This is a genomic window from Rhodoglobus vestalii (genome assembly GCF_006788895.1).
Classification (GTDB): domain Bacteria; phylum Actinomycetota; class Actinomycetes; order Actinomycetales; family Microbacteriaceae; genus Rhodoglobus; species Rhodoglobus vestalii.
In genome coordinates this window covers 526,207-551,527 of sequence record NZ_VFRA01000001.1, presented here as the reverse complement: position 1 = coordinate 551,527, position 25,321 = coordinate 526,207, and the positions used below count along the sequence as shown (strand labels likewise).

At 60.4% G+C, this 25,321-nt stretch carries 23 protein-coding genes; 20 read left to right on the top strand and 3 right to left on the bottom strand.

Annotated features, from left to right (window positions below):
* Nucleotides 1-220: 220 nt before the first annotated feature.
* Both FB472_RS14295 and FB472_RS02675 read left to right on the top strand, forming a co-directional pair.
* Nucleotides 221-703, top strand: coding sequence for an FHA domain-containing protein (locus FB472_RS14295; RefSeq protein WP_246078037.1), 483 nt, complete (start codon nucleotides 221-223; stop codon nucleotides 701-703).
* 101 nt (nucleotides 704-804) lie between these two features.
* Complete coding sequence (locus FB472_RS02675; protein ID WP_246078035.1) at nucleotides 805-3,906, top strand: FtsK/SpoIIIE domain-containing protein; 3,102 nt, start codon at nucleotides 805-807, stop codon at nucleotides 3,904-3,906.
* 10 nt (nucleotides 3,907-3,916) lie between these two features.
* On the opposite strand, the gene ald is transcribed toward FB472_RS02675, so the two are convergent.
* Nucleotides 3,917-5,059, bottom strand: coding sequence for an alanine dehydrogenase (gene ald, locus FB472_RS02670; protein WP_141989543.1), 1,143 nt, complete (start codon nucleotides 5,057-5,059; stop codon nucleotides 3,917-3,919).
* 174 nt (nucleotides 5,060-5,233) lie between these two features.
* Between ald and FB472_RS02665 the strand changes: the two genes are divergently transcribed.
* Nucleotides 5,234-6,436 (top strand): ABC transporter substrate-binding protein, encoded by a 1,203-nt coding sequence (locus FB472_RS02665; protein WP_141989542.1) that lies wholly within the window; start codon nucleotides 5,234-5,236, stop codon nucleotides 6,434-6,436.
* 94 nt (nucleotides 6,437-6,530) lie between these two features.
* Entirely contained in the window at nucleotides 6,531-7,733 is a 1,203-nt protein-coding gene (locus FB472_RS02660; protein WP_141989541.1) for an ABC transporter substrate-binding protein, read from the top strand.
* Between the two features lie 15 nt (nucleotides 7,734-7,748).
* Here the strand turns inward: FB472_RS02660 and FB472_RS02655 are convergent, their stop codons facing one another.
* On the bottom strand, nucleotides 7,749-8,741 hold the full coding sequence (locus FB472_RS02655) for an asparaginase (protein WP_246078033.1): 993 nt from the start codon (nucleotides 8,739-8,741) through the stop codon (nucleotides 7,749-7,751).
* A 102-nt stretch (nucleotides 8,742-8,843) separates the two neighbouring features.
* Between FB472_RS02655 and FB472_RS02650 the strand changes: the two genes are divergently transcribed.
* The 4 genes from FB472_RS02650 (at nucleotide 8,844) to FB472_RS02635 (ending at nucleotide 12,962) form a co-directional block, all read left to right on the top strand.
* Nucleotides 8,844-9,314: an OsmC family protein gene (locus FB472_RS02650; protein WP_141989539.1), complete on the top strand. Its 471-nt coding sequence runs from the start codon at nucleotides 8,844-8,846 to the stop codon at nucleotides 9,312-9,314.
* 113 nt (nucleotides 9,315-9,427) lie between these two features.
* Nucleotides 9,428-10,411, top strand: coding sequence for an FKBP-type peptidyl-prolyl cis-trans isomerase (locus FB472_RS02645; protein ID WP_141989538.1), 984 nt, complete (start codon nucleotides 9,428-9,430; stop codon nucleotides 10,409-10,411).
* A gap of 49 nt (nucleotides 10,412-10,460) precedes the next feature.
* The gene (locus tag FB472_RS02640; RefSeq protein ID WP_141989537.1) at nucleotides 10,461-11,543 is read left to right on the top strand and encodes a 1-deoxy-D-xylulose-5-phosphate reductoisomerase; all 1,083 of its coding nucleotides are present in this window, start codon (nucleotides 10,461-10,463) and stop codon (nucleotides 11,541-11,543) included.
* A gap of 90 nt (nucleotides 11,544-11,633) precedes the next feature.
* A complete protein-coding gene (locus FB472_RS02635; RefSeq protein ID WP_215730369.1) occupies nucleotides 11,634-12,962 on the top strand; it encodes a M50 family metallopeptidase in 1,329 nt (442 codons plus the stop codon).
* 20 nt (nucleotides 12,963-12,982) lie between these two features.
* Here the strand turns inward: FB472_RS02635 and FB472_RS02630 are convergent, their stop codons facing one another.
* Complete coding sequence (locus FB472_RS02630; RefSeq protein ID WP_141989536.1) at nucleotides 12,983-14,179, bottom strand: acetyl-CoA C-acetyltransferase; 1,197 nt, start codon at nucleotides 14,177-14,179, stop codon at nucleotides 12,983-12,985.
* A 127-nt stretch (nucleotides 14,180-14,306) separates the two neighbouring features.
* Here FB472_RS02630 and FB472_RS02625 point away from each other — a divergent pair, with 127 nt between their 5' ends.
* The 12 genes from FB472_RS02625 (at nucleotide 14,307) to FB472_RS02570 (ending at nucleotide 25,310) form a co-directional block, all read left to right on the top strand.
* A complete protein-coding gene (locus tag FB472_RS02625; protein ID WP_141989535.1) occupies nucleotides 14,307-15,497 on the top strand; it encodes a substrate-binding domain-containing protein in 1,191 nt (396 codons plus the stop codon).
* A 13-nt stretch (nucleotides 15,498-15,510) separates the two neighbouring features.
* A complete protein-coding gene (locus tag FB472_RS02620) occupies nucleotides 15,511-16,266 on the top strand; it encodes an ABC transporter ATP-binding protein (RefSeq protein ID WP_141989534.1) in 756 nt (251 codons plus the stop codon).
* Nucleotides 16,263-16,958, top strand: a complete 696-nt coding sequence (locus tag FB472_RS02615) for an ABC transporter ATP-binding protein (RefSeq protein WP_141989533.1) — start codon at nucleotides 16,263-16,265, stop codon at nucleotides 16,956-16,958. The genes FB472_RS02620 and FB472_RS02615 overlap by 4 nt, the downstream gene beginning before the upstream one ends.
* On the top strand, nucleotides 16,955-17,830 hold the full coding sequence (locus tag FB472_RS02610; protein ID WP_141989532.1) for a branched-chain amino acid ABC transporter permease: 876 nt from the start codon (nucleotides 16,955-16,957) through the stop codon (nucleotides 17,828-17,830). The genes FB472_RS02615 and FB472_RS02610 overlap by 4 nt, the downstream gene beginning before the upstream one ends.
* The gene (locus FB472_RS02605) at nucleotides 17,827-18,906 is read left to right on the top strand and encodes a branched-chain amino acid ABC transporter permease (RefSeq protein WP_021809827.1); all 1,080 of its coding nucleotides are present in this window, start codon (nucleotides 17,827-17,829) and stop codon (nucleotides 18,904-18,906) included. Before FB472_RS02610 ends, FB472_RS02605 begins: the two co-directional genes overlap by 4 nt.
* Nucleotides 18,903-20,465 (top strand): class I adenylate-forming enzyme family protein, encoded by a 1,563-nt coding sequence (locus tag FB472_RS02600; protein WP_141989531.1) that lies wholly within the window; start codon nucleotides 18,903-18,905, stop codon nucleotides 20,463-20,465. The genes FB472_RS02605 and FB472_RS02600 overlap by 4 nt, the downstream gene beginning before the upstream one ends.
* Nucleotides 20,462-21,118, top strand: coding sequence for a TetR/AcrR family transcriptional regulator (locus FB472_RS02595; protein WP_021809829.1), 657 nt, complete (start codon nucleotides 20,462-20,464; stop codon nucleotides 21,116-21,118). Before FB472_RS02600 ends, FB472_RS02595 begins: the two co-directional genes overlap by 4 nt.
* Nucleotides 21,115-21,861: a 3-hydroxybutyrate dehydrogenase gene (locus FB472_RS02590; RefSeq protein WP_141989530.1), complete on the top strand. Its 747-nt coding sequence runs from the start codon at nucleotides 21,115-21,117 to the stop codon at nucleotides 21,859-21,861. Before FB472_RS02595 ends, FB472_RS02590 begins: the two co-directional genes overlap by 4 nt.
* Nucleotides 21,858-22,766 carry an alpha/beta fold hydrolase gene (locus FB472_RS02585; protein ID WP_141989529.1) on the top strand — a complete coding sequence of 303 codons (909 nt, stop codon included), beginning with the start codon at nucleotides 21,858-21,860 and terminating at the stop codon, nucleotides 22,764-22,766. Before FB472_RS02590 ends, FB472_RS02585 begins: the two co-directional genes overlap by 4 nt.
* Nucleotides 22,763-23,539 (top strand): CoA transferase subunit A, encoded by a 777-nt coding sequence (locus FB472_RS02580; protein WP_021809832.1) that lies wholly within the window; start codon nucleotides 22,763-22,765, stop codon nucleotides 23,537-23,539. Before FB472_RS02585 ends, FB472_RS02580 begins: the two co-directional genes overlap by 4 nt.
* Nucleotides 23,539-24,183, top strand: a complete 645-nt coding sequence (locus FB472_RS02575) for a CoA transferase subunit B (protein ID WP_193742384.1) — start codon at nucleotides 23,539-23,541, stop codon at nucleotides 24,181-24,183. Before FB472_RS02580 ends, FB472_RS02575 begins: the two co-directional genes overlap by 1 nt.
* Nucleotides 24,184-24,251: 68 nt before the next feature.
* Nucleotides 24,252-25,310, top strand: a complete 1,059-nt coding sequence (locus FB472_RS02570; protein ID WP_141989528.1) for an alpha/beta fold hydrolase — start codon at nucleotides 24,252-24,254, stop codon at nucleotides 25,308-25,310.
* The last annotated feature ends 11 nt before the right edge of the window (nucleotides 25,311-25,321 follow it).

Below are 25,321 nucleotides of genomic sequence, written 5' to 3'. Positions count from 1 at the left end.
CGCCCTCGTCGAACCGTCAGCCCGGCCGCATCGGCTGGGTGCGCCTGACCTGAGCACGCTTGGTCGGGCTGACATGCGCGAACCGTCAAGTGACGATCGAGGAAGCGCACCATCGGTTGGGCAAACGCCTCCGGGAGCATCGACCACAGCCGATGCGGTGTGTGGGCAGTGTGGCGGGTTTCTGTCGGATTCCGACATTTTCTGCGGTGACTGTGGTTTCGTGAAGCACGGCGTGGGGCCAGGTGAGCGCCCGCCGATTCCGCCGCCCATCACGCCCTCCCTGCCCATCACGCCTTCTCTGCCCATCACGCCTTCTCCGCTACGGTCCGATGCTGAAGACAGTGAGGAAACTCGGATCGTGGAACGCTCCAGTGGAGGAACCCGTTTCGTTTTGCAGTTCAGCACCGGCGAGAGCGTGATCGTAACGGGCACAGGTCTCGTCGGCCGCAATCCGGTGCCGGAGCCGTCCGAAAACTTCGACGTCATTGTTGCGATCACAGATCCCAGCAAGTCTGTGTCCAAAACTCATCTTGAGTTTGGTCAGCTGGCAGGCGTGTTTTGGATAGGTGATCGCTACTCGGGAAACGGCACTGTTGTGCGGGAGCCGGCCGGGCAGCCGGTGCGCTGCGACCCAGCAACGCGTTACCGGGTGGTGCGGGGTACGCGTATTGAGATTGGTGAGCAGTTCTTTATCGTTAGCTAGCTACAGGGACTAGGCTCCCTCACAACGGTGGGCTCGTGCCGACTCTCCACGACTTGCGGGTACCGAGATTGCGGGATGCCGGTGGCTGGTGGAGTAGGCCTGTGACTGACTCCCATTCCACCGGCCCCCATGCCACCGATGCTCCTGCCGCCGATGCTCCTGCCTCCATTGCGCGCATCACCGACTCGCGCATCACTCTGCCCAGTGCGCCGCAACCGGCGCCACCGTTTCGGTTTCCGGTCGTGGCGGCGACGGTGCCTATCGTGGCGTCGGTGGCGATTTGGTTGATAACAGGATCAATGTTTGCATTGATTTTTGCTGCGTTGGGTCCGCTAGCGGCCACCGGAAGCTACATTGATTCGCGCGTCACTGCCCGCAAGAACCGGCGGGCGGAGGCCGCACGTTTCGCACAGCAGGTGTCGGCGACACAACTATCGATTGACGCCTATCACGGTCGAGAAAGTGTTGACCTTGCCGAACGAACTCCGTCGGCACTGATCGTGGTGCGAGATGTGCACACCGATTCGGCGCGGTGGCTGCGAGAGCCTCGCGATGTTCTCCCCGTACATTTGGGGTATGGCAGTGTTCGCAGCAATCTCGTGATTGATGGAGTGGCAGCTCCTGATCGCCCAGACGCGTCGACTGACGAACAGTTTCAGCACCTCACCGAACGGGCTGCACACCTTCATAACGCCTCGATCGCGGTGAATGCCCGGCTCGGCATTGCAATATTTGGCAACGAGCTGATCGCACTGTCGATTGCGCGGGCACTGGCAATTCAGCTCGCTCGCGCTCTCTCTCCGACCACGAGTTGGGTAAGGCTACGCGGAGTGTTCGGTGCCGAAGGATGGGGCTCCCATTTGCCCCATCGAGTGTTGCGCTCTGACGGTGGCGTCGATGCGGTTGGCGGCAGTCATGAGCGCGCTAGCGTTCATTGGGGCCAGCTGGGTGAGGATCTGCCGTGCGTGTCAATCAGCGTAGTCTCGCGGCAAGAGCAGGTGCCTAGCGGTCACCGGATTATTATTCGGGCCACTGACCATGAGATTGCCGTTGTGAGCCACCCTGACAAGCACCAGCGACGAAAGTTTGATCCTTCCTTTCTTGGCCGCGAACAAGCACTCGGCTGGGCGCGTGTGGCGCAGGGGATTGCGTCGAGGGACGGCCTCGCCTCAAACGATGGCGCGGTGCCAGAGTCACTCCAGTTCAACGAACTGCTGACCCAACTTGCGGCAGTTTCTGAGCCGAATATTCCGCAAGCACACTCGCTTGAAAGCCGACCGGCGGCGGGGTCACACGGTCCAATCATGATTGATCTCGTCTCGCACGGCCCGCACGCCATTGTCGGGGGCACCACCGGAAGTGGCAAAAGCGAGCTGCTTATCGCATGGGTTCTCGCAATGGCGGCGGAATCGTCGCCCAGCGACGTCACGTTTCTCCTTGTCGATTTCAAAGGTGGGTCGGCCTTCGATCACCTTATCCAGCTTCCCCACACTGTGGGCATCATCACAGACCTCGACAAGGCTGCCGCCGATCGGGCTTTTGCCAGTCTCCGGGCAGAATTGCAATACAGAGAGCGTGCGCTGGCGCAGGCGGGTGCTCGCGATATTTCCGAACTAGAGACCCTTCCGCGCCTCGTGATCGTCATTGATGAATTCGCGGCGATGATGGCCGACTACCCGCAGCTTCACACGCTCTTTAGCGATATCGCGGCCCGCGGTCGCTCGTTGGGGGTGCACCTCATACTCTGTACCCAGAGACCGTCGGGGGTCGTGCGTGATGCCCTTCTGGCCAACGCAGATCTTCGGATCTCACTGCGCGTCAACAACGGTGCTGACAGTTCCGCGGTCATCGGTAGCGACCGCGCGGCAGAACTCCACGCAAACGCCAAAGGCCGTGCGTGGGTTGCCCATGGTTCATCCTCAGCGGAGCTCGTGCAGTTCGCGCTGGCCACCCCCGACGACGCGACCGCGGTCGCCGAACGGTGGCCAGGCAATTACAGCCAACGCCGCCCCTGGTGTGAACCGCTGGAGCAGCGCATACCGCTCCGGCTCGTCATCGAGATGAGCACGGCACCAGCAGCGAACAACACGGCATCAGCAGCCAGAAACACTGCACAGGGTAATAACGCGCGCAGTCCGCACCACACGCACAGCCCGCACCTGAACCCGAGTGCGACGGACATCCACACCGATCGGGGCACCGACAGTGTGTTCTTCGGGCTCACGGATCTGCCCGATGAACAGCGACGGGGCCTAGCCCAGTGGTCTCCAGTCATGGATGGCAACGTGCTGATTGTGGGTGCCCCGGGCAGCGGAAAGAGTGTCGCGATCGCAACATTCTCTGCTGCGAGCCCAGAAGAAGACGTACTGATCATTGCCGGAGGGCCCGAGCCCACAGCATTCTGGGACGTTCTTGCCGAGTTGCACTCTCAACTCGACCACTCGGAGCCGGGCAGCAGTGCGCCGGGGGATAAGGAAGATGGTCGAACGGTCCTGATGCTTGACGACCTTGATGCACTAGTTTCTCGCTACGACGACGACTATCGTCTCGCGGTGCTTGACAAGCTCACCCGGCTGTTGCGTGAAGGACCAGCGCACAACATCTGGATAGTAGCGAGTGCTCAGCGCATCACTCCCGCACTTCAGTCACTGGTCCAGCTCATCCCGAACACATTGAGGCTGCGGCTCGGAAGCCGGCAAGATTTTGTGCTCGCTGGTGGAGTCTCAGCCGACTTTGACCCATCCCTCCCACCCGGCGGCGGGGTCTGGAAAGGCGTGCGCGCACAAGTCGCCCTCAGCGATAGCCGCCCACCGGTGGCGCGGCCGCCGGTAGTTGTCACACTGAAACGCACCCAAAATCTGGCGATCGCCACCAGCCGGCCGGGGGCGACGGCGGCAGCGCTCACCGCTGCAGGATGGCAGGTGCGAAACCTTGAGGGAGCGCCGGGCGCCGAACGCGAACTGCTGGTCGCGGCCACGACAAAACCCGTTGCCCTCATCGGATCGCTGGACGAATGGCAATCCCGCTGGGGGGCTCTGGCACTCCTCAGAGCACATACAACCGTTCTCCTCGACGGTTGCACGCCCAGTGACTACCGACAACTCACCCGCGCACGCGAGTTGCCGCCCCCACTCGCCGCAGGCTCGGGGCACTACTGGAGAGTAGCCGAAGGGAGGTCAGACAGAGTGCGGATGCCACACTAAGCGAACCACCTCAACCTCGTGACAGCGTTGCAACTCCGTAGCGCAGTGCATCCTCTAAGCGTGACTGGGCAAGGCCGTGAGCGTCTGCGACGCTGCGATTGACTACAGTACCGGCAAAGGTGTTGAGGCCGAGTGCGAGAGCGGGATCAGCAGACAGGGCCGCACGCCATCCAAGGTTCGCGATCGCACGTACGTACGGCATCGTGGCGTTAGTCAGAGCGTACGTAGACGTGTTAGGTACCGCACCGGGCATATTCGCAACGCAGTAGAACACCGAACCGTGCACCATGAACGTTGGATCAGCGTGCGTCGTGGGATGGGAATCTGCAAAACAACCGCCCTGATCCACCGCAATATCAACCAGAACGCTGCCCGGCTTCATGCGTGACACCAGGTCATTGCTCACGAGTTTGGGCGCTTTAGCTCCGGGGATGAGTACCGAGCCGATTACAAGATCAGCGGTCAAAAGAGCACGCTCGATCTCAAAACCATTCGAGGCAATCGTTTTGATCCGCCCCGCGTACAGGGCATCCAGCTCTCTCAAGCGCTGAATGTTGGTGTCGAGCACTGTAACCTGAGCGCCAAGCCCCACCGCGACCGAAATGGCACTTGTGCCGGCAACGCCGCCACCCAGAACGACGATCTCTGCTGGGTGAGTTCCGGGAACTCCCGGCACGAGCATTCCCGAGCCACCATTGGGCTTAAGCATGACGTTGGCGCCGACAATCGTCGACAGACGGCCAGCGACCTCACTCATGGGGGCCAAAAGTGGCAGGCCTCGCGAAGGAAGCTGAACGGTCTCGTAGGCGATCGCCGTGACCTTCGCGTCGAGCAGAGCATGCGTCAACTCTGGTTCAGCAGCCAGGTGCAGGTAGGTGAAGAGCACGAGGTCATCGCGAAAGTACTGGTACTCCGCGGCGACAGGTTCCTTCACCTTAAGCAGCACATCCGCTGCGGCCCACGTGCTTGCGGCATCCGGCGAAAGCGTGGCACCCGCCTCAACGTATTGCTCATCGGTTATCGATGAGCCGAGGCCCGCGCCCGACTGGACGAGCACCTCGTGACCATGTGCAACCAGGTCGTGCACCCCTGAGGGTGTGATTGCGACACGGAATTCGTTATTTTTAACTTCGGTCGGAACGGTAATTCTCATAAACGAGAGCGTACCGGCGGGGTACCCGAATTGGGCACAATAATGGGGCGAATTTGTGCGGAAAACATGGAATTATTACCAAGCGCCCATAAAGCCTCTCCTGACGGGGGCAATAACCACCCAAACTGCGCTCACTGCCATCGGGGTACTTGGTGGGGCGAAGGAGAAACCTTGATGAAATTACCCGCGCAGCATTCGGCGATCCCACAGCTCATGTTGCAGGCGAAGCAGTCCCAGCTCAGCCGGAGGCAGCTGATACAGGGAGCGGGGCTTGGCGTATCGGCTTTGGCGCTTGCGGCCTGCGCCGGGCCCGACGGGTCGGGTACACGTGATATTTCTGAAAGTGACAAGTCACTGATTTGGGCAAGTTGGCCCTCGTACCTTGACGAAGATCTCAGCGGTCAATCCGCAACGTTGAAAGCGTTCAAGGAAGCGTCAGGCATCAGCGTCGAGTATCGCGAGATCATCAAAGACAACGTCGGCTTTTACCTGACGATGAAAGACCAGCTCGCTCTCGATAAGCCGACAGGGGCCGACCTCATTGTTGTCAGCGACTGGATGGCAGCCCGCCTCATCAGATTTGGATACGCCCAGAAGCTGGATTCGGAGAACATCCCCAATAAGGCAAATCTCACCGAGAGGCCCGCCAGCCCAGACTTTGACCCCAATCGTGACTACTCTCTGCCTTGGCAAAGTGGATTCATCGGTCTCGCCTGGAACGCGGAAGAATACCCTAACGGTCTCGAGGCTGTTGATCAACTGTGGAGTGACGATCTCACAGGCAAAGTCGTCGTGCTCGCAGAGATGCGTCACACCATGGGGATGCTCTTACTCGCCCAGGGGGTCGACATTTCCGCAGAGAACTGGGGAATCGAAGAATTTAACACGGCCAGCGCAGTGCTCGAAGAGCGCCTCACGTCAAAGCACATTCTGGGTGTTTTTGGTAGTGACTACATCGCCAAGTTGAAATCGGGCGAGGCGCTTGCCGGATTCGCTCGTGCGGGAGATATCGCGGTGCTGAATGCGCAAGCAGGCTATGAGAAGTTCACATTCTTGCTTCCGGGATCGCGCGGAACGTTCTTCACCGATTCACTGGTGATCCCGGCCGGCGCTCAGCACAAGACCAACGCTGAAGAGCTAATGAACTTCTACTACGACCCTGCAATTGCGACAGAAGTTGTGGAATGGATTCGTTGCGTCAGCCCGGTTGATGGCGCGCGTGAATACGCAATTGAGAACTATCCGACGCTTGCCGAAAACCCTTTCACGTTCCCGGATGAGGCAGCAATGTCTCGCGCCAGCGTTTTCCGAACCCTGAGCACGACTGATGACCAGGCTTTCAACGCTGAGTTCCGGCGTATTACCGGGAAGGGTTAGAACTAACTTTCTCTCCCCCTCCTAACTGGGGCTACACCTGCCCGGACTTCGCTCACTACCATCGGGGTAGTTGGTGGGCGAGGGGGCAACCGAAATGAGATCAATTTCTGAGGATTCGGCGATCCAGCGGCTGCAGTTGCCGGCGCAGCAATCTCAGCTCAGCCGCCGAAGACTGATACAGAGCGCGGGGGTCGGCGTATCCGCGCTAGCGTTGGCAGCCTGCGCTGGGCCGGGCGCATCGGGGGGTATCGACATTTCTGATACCGACAATTCGCTCGTCTGGGCGAGTTGGCCCTCCTACATCGACCGCGATCCCAACGGAACGTCAACATCGCTCCTCGCCTTTAAAGATCAAACGGGAATCAGCGTCGATTACCGTCCCATCGTTCAAGATAACGTCGGTTTTTACCTCACAATGAAGGATCAACTTTCCTTGGGGAAGCCCACCGGCGCTGACATTGTCTGCGTCAGCGAATGGATGGCGGCCCGACTCATCCGATTCGGCTACGCACAAAAAATTGACGCCTCGAATATGCCCAATAAATCGAACCTCAAAGAAGAGTTTGCGAGCCCGGCATTCGACCCCAATCGGGAATACTCGATGCCGTGGCAGAGCGGTTTCATCGGACTCGCATGGAACAACGACGAGTACCCCCAGGGTGTTCAGTCGGTCGACCAACTCTGGGCCGACGATCTCTTCGGCAAAGTCGTTGTGCTTGCAGAAATGCGGCACACAATGGGCATGCTGTTAATGAATGAAGGGATCGATATCTCAGCCGATGACTGGGGTATTGACGAGTACCGCACCGCCAGCGCGATCCTTGACAAGCACATTACCTCGAAGCATATCTTTGAGGTGATGGGCAGTGACTACGTGGAAGCTTTCGCTTCGGGCGAGGTGATCGCGGGGTTCGCACGAGCGGGCGATGTTGTCATCTTGAATGCAGAAGCCGGATACGAAAAGTTCAAGTTTCTCCTGCCCAACGAGGGGGGAACTTTCTTCACCGATGCACTGGTCATTCCCGCGGGAGCGCAGCATAAAAAGAATGCTGAACAGTTGATCAACTTCTACTATCGGACCGATATTGCAATGAAAGTCGTGCAATGGATTCAGACGGTCAGCCCGGTGGCAGGAACCCTCGAGGTTGCGCGCCAAAGTTACCCCATGCTGGCATCGAATCAGTTTATTTTTCCCGACGAGACGACGATGAGTATGGCGCGCACCTTCCGAAGCCTCAACTCCACTGATGACCAAGCGTTCAATGCTGAGTTTCGGCGCATCACGGGCAAAGGCTAGCTCTCAGCCGATGCCTCATGGGGTCGAGGAGAGTTGGTAGCGCAACTCGCCGACACCGTGGCCACCGCCGAGAACCTTCTCTGTAGTTGACGCGATCACGGCGGCAGCCTTCGCGGCATCGATTGCGCTGGCCTCCGAAAGAAGCGACAACCCCACAGAAAGAAGTGGGCGAATCGAGCCGTCAAGCACTTTCAGGGTTACCGTGGTGCCGTCGGGGGCTGCCGCGATGAGAACACCCTCAGCTCCACGCTTAGCAATGATCCCGAGGGTATTCATGGCTTCGGCGACCTGGGGCATATCGAGCCCCCACGCGTGCGCCCTAATTGCGCTGACGAGAGCGTGGGCGTGGGGGTCGCTATCGGCGGTGGCGGTTGCCACGCGCTGGATTGCCGTGGCCAACGAGGCGAGGCTCATAGCAAACACCGGCGCACCGCATCCATCGGTACCTTCATGGGCCAACTCGACGCTGGTGAATTCGACCACGGTTTCGCGAATTCGAACCTGTAACGGATGGTCGTGGTGGAGGTAGCTTTCCCGGGGCCAATCATTGACAACGCACGCCGCTAAGAAGCTCGCGTGTTTGCCGGAGCAGTTCATGGCGAGTCGGGTCGGAGCATCAGCGCTCTGCCGCGCCTCTGAATCGGCGGGCCAGTCGGGTGGGCATCGCAGATCCCCGAAGGTCAGCCCGTAGGCCGCGAGAATTGATGAGACGACACTCTGGTGGCGGTGGCTGCCCGTGTGGCTTGCGCTGGCAAGCACCAGCTGTTCTTCGGTGAGTGTCACTCCGGAGCGAAGGACCGCGATGGCTTGCATTGGTTTGAGGGTGGAACGTGGATAAACGAGTGCCTGGGGATTGCCGAGTCGGCGCATTTCACTGCCGTCAGGAGCAAGAACGATCGCGGCCCCGAGGTGGCGGGATTCGATCATCCCTGACCGTTCGAGCACCGCGAGCTGAACGGTGTCGTCGATGGTAAGGGCAGTGGCAGGGCGAGGGGAGGTGGTGTTCACCATCTCACGCTAGCGGGAACGCTACGGTTGAGGTGCGTAAAGGAGTGCAACCGTGCACTGCTTTCCCCCGCCCGGGGCCACGCAGCGGCAAAGGAGACTCTCATGAACATCGACCATAACTTTGAGGTGCGACTCGAATGGTCGGGAAACCTGGGAGAGGGCACCCGAGAATATCGCGGGTACTCGCGTCACAACGAGATCACGGCGAAGGGAAAGCACAGCATCGATGGTTCGAGCGCGCGAGTGTTTCACGGTTCTGCTGACCGCTGGAACCCCGAGGAGTTGCTGATCGCCGCTCTCAGCCAGTGCCATATGTTGAGCTACCTGCACGTGGCTGTGAGCCGCGGCATTGTCGTGACCGCGTACCACGACGAAGTTTCAGGCACCATGAAGCAGACCGATAATGGGGGCGGACACTTCACGTCGGTGACGTTGCGGCCCGTAGTCACGATCTCTGGTGGGAACGAAAGCGATGCCATGGATGCGCACGCCGAGGCCAGTAAGAAGTGCTTCATCGCGGCATCCGTCAATTTTCCGGTGCTTCACCAGCCGCGAATCATTGTGGAGCACTAACTCGCGACTCACTGCTGGGCGGCACACCAAACTCCAATGGGCGATTCCACACGCTACACACAGCAAGGATGGGGCAGCATTAGAGGTCCGTGTTTTTGCTGTGAAAGGTCCCTGTGCGTAAAGCGATTCCGTTCTTTCTGACCCTCGGCGTTGTGGTGTCTCTCGCCGCGTGTGCCCCCGCCGACTCCTCAACGGCTGAGCAGTCAGCGGATTGCGTGCCCGCAGAGTCTGGCGCCGCATCGGAGGCTGTCACGGCCAGTGGCGATTTTGGCACTAAACCGGTCGTCGAGATTGACTTCCCTACCGCTGTCTCGGAGACAGAACGTTCCGTCGCAATTGAGGGTGACGGCGATCAGGTTGCCCTCGAAGGCGCCATCGCAAACGTCCACTTCAGCCTGTACAGCGGTGCCACGGGTGAAGAGCTTTCCGCGACCACCTACGACGAAACCGGTCTTGCACCGCTTCCGGTCGACCCTGAACAGTTTCTCGTGGGTATCGTCAAAACCATTCAGTGCTCCACCTCCGGTTCGCGCGTGATCGGAGTGATTCCGCCGGCCGAGTCCTTCGCCGATGATGCCGCTCGCGAGCAGCTCGGTGTCGCGGCCGACGACGACATCGTGTTCGTTGCTGATGTCGTTTCGGTTGACGCTCCCGCCGATCCAGCTCTTCCGCGCGCGGACGGTGAAGACCAGCCGGCGGTCGACGGGCTGCCGACGGTTGAGCTCGATGATGACGGTCGACCAACGATCACAATTCCCTCCACTGACCCTCCCTCGAAGCTGGAAGTAGCAGTTCTGAAACAGGGCGATGGCGCCACCGTTGAAGAGAATTCCGATGTGATCGTCCACTATGTGGGGATGAATTGGACGACGGGTGAAATCTTTGATGAGAGTTGGGCCCGAGGAGAGCCATCACGGTTCAATACTGGCCAGGTCGTTCCCGGGTTCAAGGCCGCGCTAGAGGGTCAAACAGTGGGTTCTCAGATTCTGGCGGTGCTCCCACCGAGCGAGGGTTACGGCGACAAAGGCAATGAGGGTGCGGCAATCGCCGGCACCGACACGATTGTCTTTGTAGTCGATATTCTCGGCATCGGCTAACGGCCGCTCGTCGCGGTTGTTGGCCCCGACGGCTCGCTAAGGTAGCGGGATGCGCAAGATAATTCTGCTGGGCTCAACCGGGTCGATCGGCACACAGGCTCTCGAAGTCATCGATGCCAATCGTGATCAGTTCGAGGTAGTGGGTCTTGCTGCGGGATCCAATCGTGTGCTCGCTGAAGAGCAGGCCGCCCGATTCGGAGTGCAGCACATCGCGTTCGGCGCTGAGCAGGCTGCCCAATTGGTTCGGGATGTTTCGGCCGATGTTGTTCTCAACGGCATCACGGGTTCGGTGGGGCTCGGGCCCACGCTCGCGGCTCTCGATTCGGGTGCGGTGTTGGCTTTGGCCAACAAGGAGAGTCTGATTGTTGGCGGAGATTTGGTCGTGTCGCGAGCGGCGCCAGGCCAGATCGTGCCGGTCGATTCCGAGCATTCGGCGATCGCGCAGGCACTGAGGTCGGGGGAACGGTCCGAAGTTGGTCGGCTGGTGTTGACGGCATCCGGCGGCCCCTTTCGTGGCCGCACGCGAGAGTCGTTGCGCGATGTCACTCCGCAGCAGGCGCTCGCGCACCCCACCTGGAACATGGGGCTTGTGATCACCACAAACTCGTCGACGCTCGTCAACAAGGGTCTTGAGGTGATCGAGGCACACTTGCTCTTCGGTGTGCCCTATGACCGCATTGCTGTCACGGTGCATCCGCAGTCGATCGTGCATTCGATGGTGGAGTTTGTGGATGGATCCACGCTTGCCCAGGCGAGCCCAGCCGATATGCGGTTGCCGATTTCTCTCGCACTCAATTGGCCGCACCGTGTTTCTGGTGTCGGTAAACCGCTCGATTGGACGACGTCAAGCACCTGGAACTTTGAGCCACTCGACAGCGAAGTGTTCCCTGCCGTCGAGATGGCGAAGGCTGTGGGTGCCGCCGGGCGCACCTTCCCTGCGGTGTTCAACGCGGCCAATGAGCAGGCTGTGCTCGCCTTCCACGCGGGGGTAATCGGCTACCTAGACATTCTGGATGTGATCGAAGAGGTTGTGCAGCGCCACGAACCGACAGACTTGAGCTTGGACGCGCTGCACGACGCCGAGGGGTGGGCTCGCCGCGAGGCAGATTCGGTACTCGAAACTCGCCGCTGAGGGCAGCATCCACCCCCAGTGCGGGTCAGTTCTGAGCGCTCCACAGCGCTGGCACAGGTCGGCGTCGGTGCGCGTGGCTATTCTTAGCTGGTGGAAAACGTGCTCCTATATCTTCTCGGCATCCTGGTGGTCGTCGTCGGCCTTGCCGTGTCGATCGGCCTGCACGAGATCGGCCACTTGGTGCCGGCAAAACTCTTTGGGGTGCGAGTTAGCCAATACATGATTGGTTTCGGCCCGACGCTCTTTTCTCGCAAGCGTGGCGAGACGGAGTATGGCGTCAAGGCGATTCCTTTGGGCGGCTATATCGCGATGGCCGGGATGTACCCTCCGGGAAAAGCGAACAGTGGTGGTCGAACGGCTACGACCGGTATTTTTCAGTCCCTGGTGCAGGATGCTCGCACCGCGAGTGCGGACACCCTCGTCGATGTCGACGAGTCACGGGCTTTCTATAATTTGCCTGTATTCAAGCGAGTCATCATTATGCTCGGCGGCCCGTTCATGAATCTGCTGATCGCAGTCGTGATGTTCGCGATTCTTTTGGTGGGTTTCGGGTTACCCCAGACCACAACAACGATCGGCAGCGTTTCTGAGTGCGTGCTTGCTGCCACCTCGGAGCGTCAAACCTGTGAGAGTTCTGATCCCGCAGCCCCCGGTTTTGCTGCGGGAATACTGCCGGGCGACCGGCTTGTGTCGATGGATGGTGAGCCGGTGGAATCGTGGGCTGAAGCCACGGAGTACATTCGGGCGGCGGCGGGCGATGACCTCACGGTCGTGGTCGATCGTGAGGGAAGCCAGAGAACCCTCCTCGTCGAGCCACTGCTCACGGAACGCTATGTCTACGATGACCGTGGCCGGATTCTTGAGAACGCGGCAGGTGAACCGCAAACGGAAGAATATGGTTTCTTAGGGATCGGTTCGGCCGTAGAAACTGTCCCGCAACCGGTGACAGCTGTTCTGCCCGCTGTCGGAGACAACGTCGTAGCCGTCGGAAACGTGATTCTGAACCTTCCCCAGCGCATGATCGATGTTGCTAATGCAGCTTTCGGTCCCGGTGAGCGCGACCCGAACGGCCCGATCAGTGTGGTCGGGGTTGGCCGTATCGCCGGCGAAATTTCCAGCCTCGATTCATCTCCGGTTGCCGACCGTGTGGCGTCGCTGGTCGGTTTGATTGGCTCTCTCAACGTGGCGCTGTTTGTCTTCAACCTGGTGCCGCTGATGCCCCTCGACGGTGGTCATGTGGCGGGTGCCCTCTACGAGGCAATCCGTCGTTTTTTCGCCAAGCTGTTTGGCAAGCCCGATCCGGGCCCTGTTGACACCGCGAAGATCATTCCCCTGACTCTGGTGGTCGTTGTGCTGCTTGGCAGCATGAGTGCGCTGCTGATCTACGCAGACATCGTCAAGCCGATTTCGTTCTTCTAGACCGACCGCATCCTCTTGCGTTAGCGGCGGAGCAGGAGGGCGTCGCCCTGTCCGCCGCCACCGCAGAGTGCGACGGCAGCCCGACCGGAACCCCGGCGAGCGAGCTCATGAGCCGCGTGCACCACGAGCCGTGCGCCAGAGGCGCCAATGGGGTGTCCGAGGGCGATTGCTCCACCATGAATGTTCACAATGTCATGGCTCAACCCCAGCTCTGCGGTTGAACGAAGGCTCACCGCAGCGAATGCTTCATTGATCTCGACGAAGTCGAGACTGTCAGCGGTCCACCCGGCGTTTTCCAGCGCCGCGGCAATGGCACGGGAGGGTTGCGAGTGCAGTGAGTTATCGGGGCCGGCGACGTGGCCTGAGCGGTCAAGCACGGCAAGCCAGGTGAGGCCGTGTTCTTCGGCCCACGCTCGACTGGCCAGAATTACGGCGGATGCGCCATCGCTGAGGGGGGACGAGTTTCCGGCAGTGATGGTTCCCGCCGGGTCGAAGGCGGGGCGCAACCCTGCGAGAGTTTCGACGGTCGTGTTGGCGCGTACACCCTCATCCGTATCGATCACGAGGTCGTCACCGTTGCGCTGAGGAATCGTAACGGCCGCAATCTCGTCGGCGAAAACACCGGACTCCATTGCGGCGGCAGCACGCACGTGGGAGGCGGCAGCAATCTCATCCTGCTCGGTGCGACCGATATCGAGACGGCCATTGTGGCGTTCGGTACTGGCGCCCATCGATTCAGCATCGAAGGCATCCGTGAGCCCGTCGTGGGCGGCGGAGTCGAGTGCAGAGACTGTTCCGTAAGCCCAACCCATGCGCGATCCAGCCAGTATGTGCGGTGCGTTGGTCATGGATTCTTGACCGCCGGCAGCCACGACGTTTGCTTCGCCGAGACGGATGAGGCGCGCAGCATCCACGATGGCGGCAAGCCCAGATAGACACACTTTGTTCACGGTGACCGCCGGAGTTTTCCAGCCGATGCCGGCGGCGATGGAGGTCTGGCGGGCGGGGTTTTGGCCAGCGCCGGCCTGCAGAACCTGACCGAAGATGATCTGGTCGATGTCGTCGACGTTGACTCGGGCGCGTTCTACTGCTGCGCTGAGAGCTACTGCGCCGAGCTGAACAGCGGTGAGTGAGCCCAGTTGTCCGCGCAGTTTCCCTTGTGGGGTGCGTGTTGCGGAAAGGATTACTACATCGTTGGGTGCGGGGCTGTTGGCCACTGTGCATACTCCTTTGTTTGTGCGCCGTTGTTGACAGCGAGGTTGTGCAACCATAGGCTACATGAAACCTGAACCGGGTCTCAGGTTCAGATCACAATCCTTCTAAGGCAGCAGGAAAGGTCCCATCATGCGGGTCAGTAAAAAGTACCTCGCTCCGGCGTTAATTGCGACGGTTGCACTCACACTGGCGGGCTGTGCCCCCAGCGTAGATACCGGATCGGGCGGCGACGAGCTCGCTCCGGTCGATATCTCGATGATCACGTCTCAAACAGGTCCGCTTGCGGCCTACGGGGAGGCCTACCTTGCCGGCTTCGATGCCGGTCTCGACTACGCCACCGACGGCACAGGCACCGTCGACGGCCGCGAACTCAACATCGAGATCACGGATGACGCCGGCGACGCCGACAAGGCCGTTACTGCGGCTAAGGACGTGATTGGTCAAGGCAAGAAGGTGATCGTCGGCACCGTATCGTCCGGAATCGCTTTGGCGCTGGCGGAACAGGCCGAACAGAACGAGGTGCTCTACATCTCGGGCCCTGCAGCAGCAGATGCTGTTACGGGTGTCAACGGCTACACCTTCCGTTCAGGTCGACAGAGTTTCCAAGACGTTGCCACCGCGGGAACCTTCATCGGTGACCCGGAAGGGAAGTCGGTTTTGGTCTTCGCTCAGGACACCGCATTCGGTCAGGGCAACGTTGCTGCGGCAACTGCCGTGCTCGGCGGCCAGGGTGGCGACGTGACGAGTCTTCTCGTTCCCGAGGACGCAACAGAGTTCACCCCCTTCGCTCAGCAGGTCGTTGATGCGCAGCCCGATCTCGTATTCGTGGCGTGGGCCGGAGCAACTTCAGGTGCCATGTGGGAAGCCCTCAGCCAGCAGGGCGTGTTCGATAGCGTTCCTGTAGCAACCGGTCTTGGTGACATCTCGACCTACGGTGCCTACGGCCCCGCGAGTGACAAGATCAGCTTCCTCAATCACTACTTCGGCGAAGCAACGGACAACGAAGCCAATCAGGCGATGGTGAGCTACCTCGAGGCAGAGGGCAAGCAGGCTGACCTCTTCTCACCCGACGGTTTCGTTGCCGCTCAGATGGTTGTTCACGCAGTTCGTGAAGGCGGCGACGATGTGGATGCCATGATTGCGGCTCTTGAGGGCTGGACGTTCGACTCCGTCAAGGGTTCGATCACAGTTCGTGCTGAAGACCACGCAATGATCCAGCCGATGTTCCAGGTGAAGCTCGTCGCTGATGGCGACTCATGGGCTCCTGAACTCGTCACGGCCGTTGACGCAGACGCCGTAACCCCACCCATCGCAGAGTAAGTAGCTCCCAACAATGTCGGACCAGCCCGTGCTCACGGTCGAGCACCTCGCCCTGTCGATCGGCGGTGCCGTCATCATCGATGACGTGTCACTGTCGGTTGCCAGGGGTGAGATGCTCGGCGTGATCGGCCCCAACGGGGCAGGAAAAACCACGCTCTTCAACCTCATCTCCGGGGTGATGACACCCACCGGTGGCGTTGTCACTCTTGAGGGGTGTGATGTCACGAATCAGACCATTGATGCGCGAGCCCGGGCGGGTCTCGGCAGAACTTTTCAAACCTCCAGTCTGTTCCCGGCGCTGAGCGCCGTGGAGAACGTGCGACTGGCGGCTCAGGTCAAACTGGGTGGTTCCACTTCGGTGATTCGGTTTCCCCGGTCAAACGATGCAGCAACAACGATTGCCAGAGGTCGACTCGATGAGGTCGGCTTGGATCACCACGGCAACACCGCCGCAGGGGTGCTGTCACACGGTGACAAACGCAAACTTGAAATCGCGATGCTGCTTGCCACAGATCCCAGCGTAATTTTGCTCGATGAGCCGATGGCGGGTGTCGCTTCGGGCGATGTTGCCGGCCTCAGCGAGGTCATTCGCCAGGTTCATCGTTCTGGGCGCACCGTGCTGATGGTCGAACATCACCTGGATGTCGTGCTGGGCCTAGTTGACCGCGTGGCGGTCATGCACCACGGCCAGTTGCTCGCCTGTGACACCCCGGATGCGGTAATGGCAGACGAAGCGGTGCAGAAGGCTTATTTGGGGGCTCCACTATGAGCGAATCCATTCTCACGGTCTCTGATCTTAACGCCAATATCGAGGGCCAGCAGGTTGTTGAATCGGTGAGCTTTGAGATGCTTCCTGTGGGGGTGACTGCTCTGCTCGGCCGCAACGGTGTGGGTAAGACGAGCACGCTGCGGGCAATTTTGGGGCTCATCGAACGTTCGGGCGAGGTGAGGCTCGCGGGTGAGCGAATTGATCGCGAACCAACTCACCGAATTGTGCAGCGCGGTGTGGGTTATGTGCCCGAAGACCGCGAAGTTTTTGCTTCTCTTACGGTTGCGGAGAATCTTCGGCTCGCTGAGCGTGACTCGTCTCCGAATCGTGAGCTTATCGCCGAGCTCTTTCCCGATCTCACCGAGCGCTCACATCAGCTTGCGGGAACCCTTTCGGGTGGCCAACAGCAGATGGTGTCGCTTGCTCGCGCGCTCGTGAATGACAACCGTGTGCTCTTGGTTGATGAACCGACAAAGGGTTTGGCACCCCTCATCGTGGTGGATGTGGCGCGTGCCCTCGAACGCGCAGCAGAAACCGTTCCCGTGCTTCTGGTTGAGCAGAACCTTCAGGTTGTGCGGATGCTCGCCGAGAGAGCGATTGTGCTTGAGGGCGGACGAGTTGTCTACGACGGAAGCGCCGAAGAGTTACTCGGCAATGGGGCGTTGACAAAAGAATTGTTAGGGGTCGCGTGAGCACCATAATTCTCCTGCTGATTACGGGCCTGGGGCTTGGGGCACTGTACTTCTTGGTGGCATCCGGTCTTTCGCTGATCTACGGGCTCATGGGCGTGCTGAACTTTGCCCATGGATCGTTTCTCACCCTCGGTGCTTTCGCCGGGTGGGAATTGGCCAGACGGATGGGCGGCGAAAGCTGGGGCACGCTGATCGCCTCGCTGCTGCTGGGCATGGTGGTTGGTGCCGTCGTTGCAGCGGCGACCGAGTTCCTGCTGATTCGGCGTCTGTACAATCGCCACATCGAACAAGTGCTGGTGACTGTGGGTCTAGCGCTGGCAACCGTCGCGCTCTTTGAGGGCATCTGGGGAACAGATGCGATCTACGTCACCGCACCACCGTGGCTGTCAGAGACGACAGAAATCTTCGGTGCGCTAGTTCCGAACGACCGCTTCTTGCTGATCGGGGCCGCTGTGCTGGTGCTCCTCGGTATTGTCGCGTTCTTGCGGTATACCCGTTTCGGCCTAGTCATTAGGGCCGGGGTTGAGAACCGGTCAATGGTGACGGCACTCGGCATCGACGTTCGCAAAGCGTTCACGGTCGTCTTCGCGATCGGTGGTGCAGCAGCCGGTCTCGGCGGTGTACTCGCCTCGCACTACTTCGGCTACGTATCGCCACAGCTGGGCGGATCCCTGCTGATCTTCGCCTTCATCGTCACGGTGATCGGTGGTCTGGGATCGCTCGCCGGTGCCGCCATTGCCTCGGTCGTCGTCGCGATCCTGCAGCAGTTCGCCAACTATTACCTCGGCGGCACGGGTGACCTCATGGTCGTATTGTTGCTCGCTGTCGTGTTGTTGGTTCGGCCAACCGGAATCTTGGGGAAGAAAGCATGAAGTCGCTCACGAACCTCAGCCAGCGCACGTGGTGGATTGTTGGCGGCGCCTTCGTGGTGCTTGCCGCGCTCCTGCCGGTGCTAAATATTTCGATCCCCGGCGTATTGCCGGGCGCCACGTATACGCCGGGAACCCTGCAGTTGCTTGCACTGGCGTTACTCTTTGCGTCGCTCGCTCTCAGCTACCACCTCTTGTTCGGTACCGCCGGAATGCTGTCGTTTGGTCACGCACTGTACTTCGCGCTCGGTGCCTACGGCCTCGGGATCGTGCTGCAGCAGACGGAGCTCACCCTGATCCCCGCGTTGGGACTCACCTTGGCGATCGTCATCGCGGCGGCATATCTGCTTGGCTCGCTGAGCCTGAGGGTTACCGGAATTTCGTTCGCGATGGTGACCCTGGCGTTTGCTCAGGCCGGAAACGTGCTCGTGCGCCGCAATCCCTCCATCACCGGTGGTGAGGAAGGTTTGCGGCTCGACACCGAACACATCCCGGAATTCTTTATTGGTGTGCTGAACACGCGCAACCTGTATTGGCTTGCCCTGGCGCTGCTAGTTGTCGTGTTCATCATCGTTGCGTGGTTTGAGAACTCTCGTGCCGGTCATGCGGTGACGGCAACTCGCGAGAATGAGCTGCGGGTTCGTGTGCTCGGGTTGCGCCCGTTCGGCGTAAAGCTGATGGCGTTTGTGATCGCTTCAGTGCTGGCGTCGCTCGTGGGGATGGTCCACTTGCTCCTGCAGAGCGGAACGACGCCGCGGGCAACATCCGCAGACTTCACTCTCACGATTCTCGTGATCGTGGTGCTCGGTGGCGTTGGCTCACGCTGGGGTGCGATCGTTGGCGGCATTGTTTACACGCTGCTCGATCAGCGCCTCACTGCACTCGCTGGGTCTGAGGCGATCGCCGACCTTCCCGCAGTTCTGCGTATTCCTCTCTCAGAACCTCTCTTTATCCTCGGCACGCTGTTTATCCTTGTGGTGTTGTTCCTTCCCGGAGGAATCGCCGGTGCTACGAGACGCCTCGGAACAGGTACTCGTGCCACACCGGTTGCTCGCAAGCGGCTTGAGGAGGCGGAATGAGTCAGCCCGAAGTGCTACACACGCTAGGGCGGTGGACTGCTGATCGCGCCCTGGCGACGCCCGAGCGCGTGGCGGTCGACGATCGCGGTGTGGTGCTGACCTATCGACAATTGGATGATCGGGCTACTGCTCTCGCTGAAGTTTTCCTCGATGGCGGCTACGGTGTCGGTGATCGCATTGCCACGATCACCGGAAATAGCTCCGACCACGTGGTCGTCTTCTTCGCTTGCGCTAAAGCAGGGTTGGTGCTGGTGCCGTTATCGTGGCGGCTGTCCCCGCGGGAAATAGCGCAGCAGCTTGAACAGGCCGACCCAGCGCTGTTGCTGGTGGAAGATGAGTTTTCTACCCTGGCAAGCTTGGCCACTGATCGGTTGATTACTCCCATTGCTCGAGGGATTCTGGGAACGCACGGAATCGAACGCGACATCGTTGCTCCGCTTCGACGCGATTCGACACCGCCGGTGCGACGCCCCGTGCAGGATAACGATGCACTGCTCATTGTCTTCACCTCGGGGACCCTTGAGCAGGCCAAGGGCGCGATCCTGACCCACTCCAACTGCTTCTGGACCAATTTGTCGCTCTCGCGCACTGCCGAGATCACGAGTGCCGATACGGTGCTCGCAGTGATGCCGCAGTATCACGTGGGGGGCTGGAATATTCAGCCGCTGTTGGCGTGGTGGATGGGCGCAACGGTCGTGCTTGAACGCACTTTTGACCCGGCACGGGTGCTTCAGCTCATCGCTGACCGCCGAATCACCACCATGATGGGGGTGCCGGCGAACTACCTAATCTTGTCGCAGCATCCACGATTCGCCTCGAGCGACCTGTCGAGTTTGGCGCACGCTATTGTGGGCGGCGCGCCGATGCCTGAGCCGCTGCTGCGGGTGTGGCATAGCCGCGGGGTGGCACTCACGCAGGGCTACGGTCTTACCGAAGCCGCCCCCAACGTGCTGTGCCTCCCGGATGAGGAGGCGCGTGTTCGAATCGGTTCGGCGGGAAAGCCCTACCCGCACGTCGACGTCGATATCGCCGACCCCGTCACGGGAGAACGCATCGAGGGTGCGGGTCAGGGTGAGTTGCTCGTGCATGGCCCCGGAGTTTTCAGCGGCTACTTTCGTGCGCCGGAGGCAACGGCGCTGGCGCTTCGCGACGGATGGTTGGCCACCGGTGATCTGGTGAGCCGCGATGCCGAAGGCTACTACCGCGTGCTGGATCGCATCAAAGACATTTTCATTACCGGGGGAGAGTCGGTCGCTCCCGCAGAGATTGAAGGCGTTCTGTTCGGCCACCCCGCCGTGGCCGATGTTGCCGTTGTTGGTGTGCCCGATGAGCAATGGGGCGAAGTCGCGGTGGCGTGGGTCGTGGTGCGTTCGGGGGCCGCGACCGACGAAACAGATCTGCTCGACTTTGCTAGCGCCGCCCTCGCCAAGTACAAAGTGCCCAAGCGCGCGCTGTTCGTGGAATCGATCCCGCGCTCCTCCAGCGACAAGGTGCGCCGCCGTGTTTTGCTCGGCCAATGGACCGAAGAGTCTGCACAAGCAGGACGGATCAGTTCATGACTACACCGCTTACCGCTCGCGGCACCCGCACCAAAACCAAACTGATCGAAGCAGCCGAAATAGTCTTTGCCCGCTACGGCTACGCGGATGCGTCGATCGTGCGCATCACCGAAGAGGCGGGTGTCGGCCAGGGCACGTTTTACCTCTACTTTGCGAGCAAGCTCGAGATTTTTGAGGAGCTCGTTGAGGATCTCAACCGCCGGGTGCGCCGGGCCATGAGTGAGGCGTCGGCTGCGGCATCCAATCGCATCGAATCGGAGCGTGCAGGTTTTCGCGCGTTCTTCGAGTTCACGGCCGAGCATCCGGCACTTTATCGGGTGGTTCGCGAGGCCGAATTCGTGTCACCCAAGTCGCTCCGGTTGCACTATTCGCGCATCGTCGATGGTTACATCGAGGGGCTCAAAGAAGCACAGTTGCTGGGTGAAATTGGCGATATTGATCCGACTGTGGCTGCCTGGGCTCTCATGGGCATTGGCGAGATGATCGGGATGCGGTGGGTGCTGTGGGGCGATTCCCCGACGGCAGGAAACGATGCCGATCCGACCGCCAGCGGAACCTCACGGGTTCCTGACGATGTTCTCGATCACATGATCACATTTATTCGCCGTGCTCTGGCTGTGCCGGAGCCGAACCGTGGGGGAGTCGAGAAATGACTGATCTTTCGGGCCGAAGGGCCCTCGTCACTGGTGGTGCCAGCGGGATAGGGGCGGCGTGCACCGTGTCGCTCGCGAATGCCGGGGCGCACGTGATCGTTGCCGATCTCAACGGCGATGCCGCTACAGCCCAAGCGGCGCGGGTCGGCGGCGAAGCCTGGCAGGTTGACCTCACCGACACGGCGGCCCTTGCCGATCTCACCCTCGACATCGACATCCTCGTCAACAATGCGGGCATTCAGCACGTGAGTGCGATTGAGAGCTTTGAGCCGAAAATGTTCAGGCGCATCCTCGATCTCATGGTCGAAGCGCCGTTCCTGCTCGTGCGGGCCGCGTTGCCGCGAATGTACGAGCGTGAGTTTGGGCGCATCATCAACATCAGCTCAGTGCATGGTCTGCGGGCATCGCCCTACAAGTCGGCCTATGTCACCGCGAAGCACGCGCTCGAAGGTTTCTCCAAAGTGACGGCTCTGGAGGGTGGAGCTCACGGCGTCACCAGCAACTGCGTGAATCCCGGCTATGTGCGCACCCCTCTGGTCGAAAAGCAGATCGCTGACCAGGCAAAAGCGCACGGTATCCCCGAGTCTGAAGTCGTTGAGAAAGTCATGCTGACTGAGAGCGTCATCAAGAGATTGCTTGAACCCGAGGAAGTGGCCGATCTTGTCTTGTGGCTGACCGGCGACACCGCCGGAATGGTCACGGGGGCCTCCTACACGATGGATGGCGGCTGGAGCGCACGATGACACAGCACTATCGAACCATCCGGTGCCCCGTGGAGGGCGGGGAACTCACAGCCGCGATCTGGGAACCAGACTCAGTGCCCACCGGCACAATCCTGCTCATTCATGGCATCACGGCATCCCACATGTCATGGCCGCTCATCGCTGCCGCATTTCCCGAGTATCGGGTTATCGCCCCCGATCTGCGCGGGCGCGGTGCCAGCCGTGAGCTTCCCGCACCGTTCGGGATGCCGCAGCACGCCGCCGACATGAACGCACTGCTAGCGGCGACCGATACCGCCTCGGCGCTCGTGGTAGGGCATTCGATGGGGGGATTCGTCGCTGCGAGCTTGGCGGCGCAGTACCCGGAGCGTGTGTCGGCGTTGATCCTCATCGACGGCGGTTTGCCGATTCCTGCGCCGGAGGGCACTTCTCTGGAGGAGCTGCCGCAGGTGATTTTGGGGCCGGCTGCTGAGCGGCTGTCGATGACGTTTGCCGATCGCGAAAGTTATCAGAAGTTTTGGAGAAGCCACCCTGCGTTTGCGGATGAGTTCACGGATGCTGTGCGTGACTACGTGGATTATGACCTGGTCGGCTCTGAGCCCTATTTGCATCCGGCGAGCAACCTTGCCGCGGTCAGTTGTGATGCGGTGCAGCTGAGCGGCGACGAGCATTATCTTAGCGCTCTGCAGGACCTGACGGTTCCGGTGCATTTCATTCGTGCGCCTCGGGGTCTTCTCAATCAGCTGCCCGCGCTGTATTCTCCGGAGCAGCGTAACCGCTGGCGTTCCGAACTTCCGAATGTGACTTTTCATGAGGCGGCCAACGTCAACCACTACACAATTACTTTGACACCGCGTGGCGCAGATCGTGTTGCGGGCGTCATGGATGAACTTTTGACGAGTCGACCGCGGGAGGTTCGAGCGTGAGTATCGATAAGACAGTGGGGTCGGCGGCCGAGGCTATAGCCGATATTCCGAGTGGCGCCTCTCTTGCGGTGGGAGGCTTCGGCCTCTGCGGCAATCCGATGGTTCTGATTCAGGCGCTGCTGGAGTTGGGCTCCGACGATTTGAGCATCGTGAGCAACAACTGTGGTGTGGATGACTGGGGTTTGGGCGTGCTGCTGGGCGCTCGCCGCATCCGCAAAATGACGTCGTCATATGTTGGGGAAAATAAGGAGTTTGAGCGCCAGTTTTTGACCGGCGAGCTTGAGGTTGAGTTGACACCGCAGGGCACGCTTGCTGAGAAGCTTCGCGCGGGTGGTTCGGGCATTGCCGCATTTTTCACTCAGACGGGTGTGGGTACTCAGGTTGCTGAGGGTGGCCTGCCGCGCCGTTATGACGGTGCGGGGGGCATCGCGGTTGCGTCGCCTCAGAAAGAGGTTCGCACTTTCGAGGTCAAGGGAGGGTCGAAAGAGTTCGTGCTCGAAGAGTCGATCACGACCGACTTTTCGCTCGTGCACGCACTCAGGGGCGATCGTCTTGGCAACCTTGTTTTTGCTAAATCGGCGCGTAACTTTTCGCCGCTTGCGGCAATGGCGGGGCGGGTCTGCATCGCCCAGGTCGAAGAACTGGTCGAACCCGGTGAGATTGAACCGGATGCCGTGCACTTGCCCGGAGTGTATGTCTCACGAGTAATCGAGGTCGGCTCCGACGTCGAGAAGAGAATCGAACGCCGCACTGTGCGGCCGGGGGTGGCGTGATGGCTTTGACACGTGAAGAAATGGCGGCTCGTGCTGCGCTCGAGCTGGCTGATGGTTCCTACGTGAACCTGGGTATTGGATTGCCGACGCTGGTACCAAACTATGTTCCCGAGGGTCGCTCTGTTGTACTGCAGTCGGAGAATGGCATTCTCGGGGTTGGGCCGTACCCCACTGAAGGCAATGTCGACCCCGACTTGATTAACGCGGGCAAAGAGACGGTGACGACCCTTCCGGGCACCGCGTTCTTCGATTCGGCGATGAGCTTCGGGATGATCCGTGGCGGCAAGATTGACGCAGCTATTCTGGGCGCGATGCAGGTCTCGGCCGCCGGCGATCTCGCCAACTGGATGATTCCCGGCAAGATGGTCAAGGGACCAGGCGGCGCCATGGATCTGGTGCACGGTGCCGCTCGAGTGATCGTTCTCATGGAGCATGTCGCCAAAGATGGCAGCCCTAAGATCGTGAATGAGTGTTCGCTGCCGCTCACCGGTCGCGGCGTTGTTCACCGCATCATCACCGATCTGGCGGTCATCGATATCACTGCAGAGGGTCTCGTGTTGCGCGAGCTCGCGCCCGGCGTCGACGAAGCCACTGTTCGGGCAGCAACCGAGCCCGAGCTGACCGTCGACCTTATCTCCGCATAGTTTCCCCGAAAGCCCGCATTCCGCGCAGTTTCACCTACTCGCAGTTTCACCAACGCAAAGGACACCCCATGGCAACTCTTCTCAACGGCATCGTTCAGCACAGTGTCACCACCGCCCGACTGGTCGCGTCAGTGCTGGAACGCCCGGCCCAAAATGCAACATCGACCGTTGTTTTCGTTCATGGCAATGTTTCCTCGTCGCTGTTTTGGCAGCCCACAATGCTGAGCCTCGGCGCCGGTGTGCGGGCGCTCGCTATCGACCTCCGCGGTTTTGGAGACAGCGAAACGCTGCCGGTGGATGCCACGCGTGGCGTTCGCGATTTTTCTGATGACGTGGCTTCGGTTCTTGATTCGCTCGGTGTGGAACGCGCACATTTCGTCGGCTGGAGCATGGGCGGTGGTGTGGTGATGCAGTTCATGCTGGATCACGCTGAGCGCGTTGCCACGGCAACCTTCGTTTCTCCCGTCTCGCCTTTCGGGTTTGGTGGCACCAAGGGCGCCACGGGCGAGCTGCTTGCTGCCCAGTGCCCGGGCACCGGTGGCGGGGGAGCGAATCCCGACTTTATCGCCCAACTGAACGCGGGAAACACGAGTGACGATTCTCCGGCATCCGCACGGATGGTGTTCCGCGCCGCTTACGTCGCGAACCCCGACCAGCACACTGAGCACGAAGACCTGTGGGTGGAGTCGATGCTCACAACGGCAACGGGGGAAGGTAACTACCCGGGTGATTCCGTTGTGGTGGAGGCCTGGCCTGGCTTTGGCCCCGGCGGGCGCGGTGTGCTCAACACGATGACGCCCGACCACTTCAATGTCAGTGGCATTACTGAGTTGGCAACAAAGCCACCAGTGCTCTGGGTGCGCGGGCTCAACGATGCAATCGTTTCTGACGCTTCGGGTTTCGACCTCAACTTCTTGGGCCAATTGGGTGTGATTCCGGGCTGGCCGGGTGCCGAGGTTGCGCCGCCGCAGCCGATGATTGAGCAGACGCGTGCCGTGTTCGATCACTATGCGGCCAATGGCGGCGAATATACGGAGTTGGCGTGGGAAAACTGCGGGCACTCAGCTCACTTGGAACGCCCAACGGAGTTTGTTGCAGCACTGACGGCGCACCTCGCCGCGCGCTAGAGTTCCGCTCT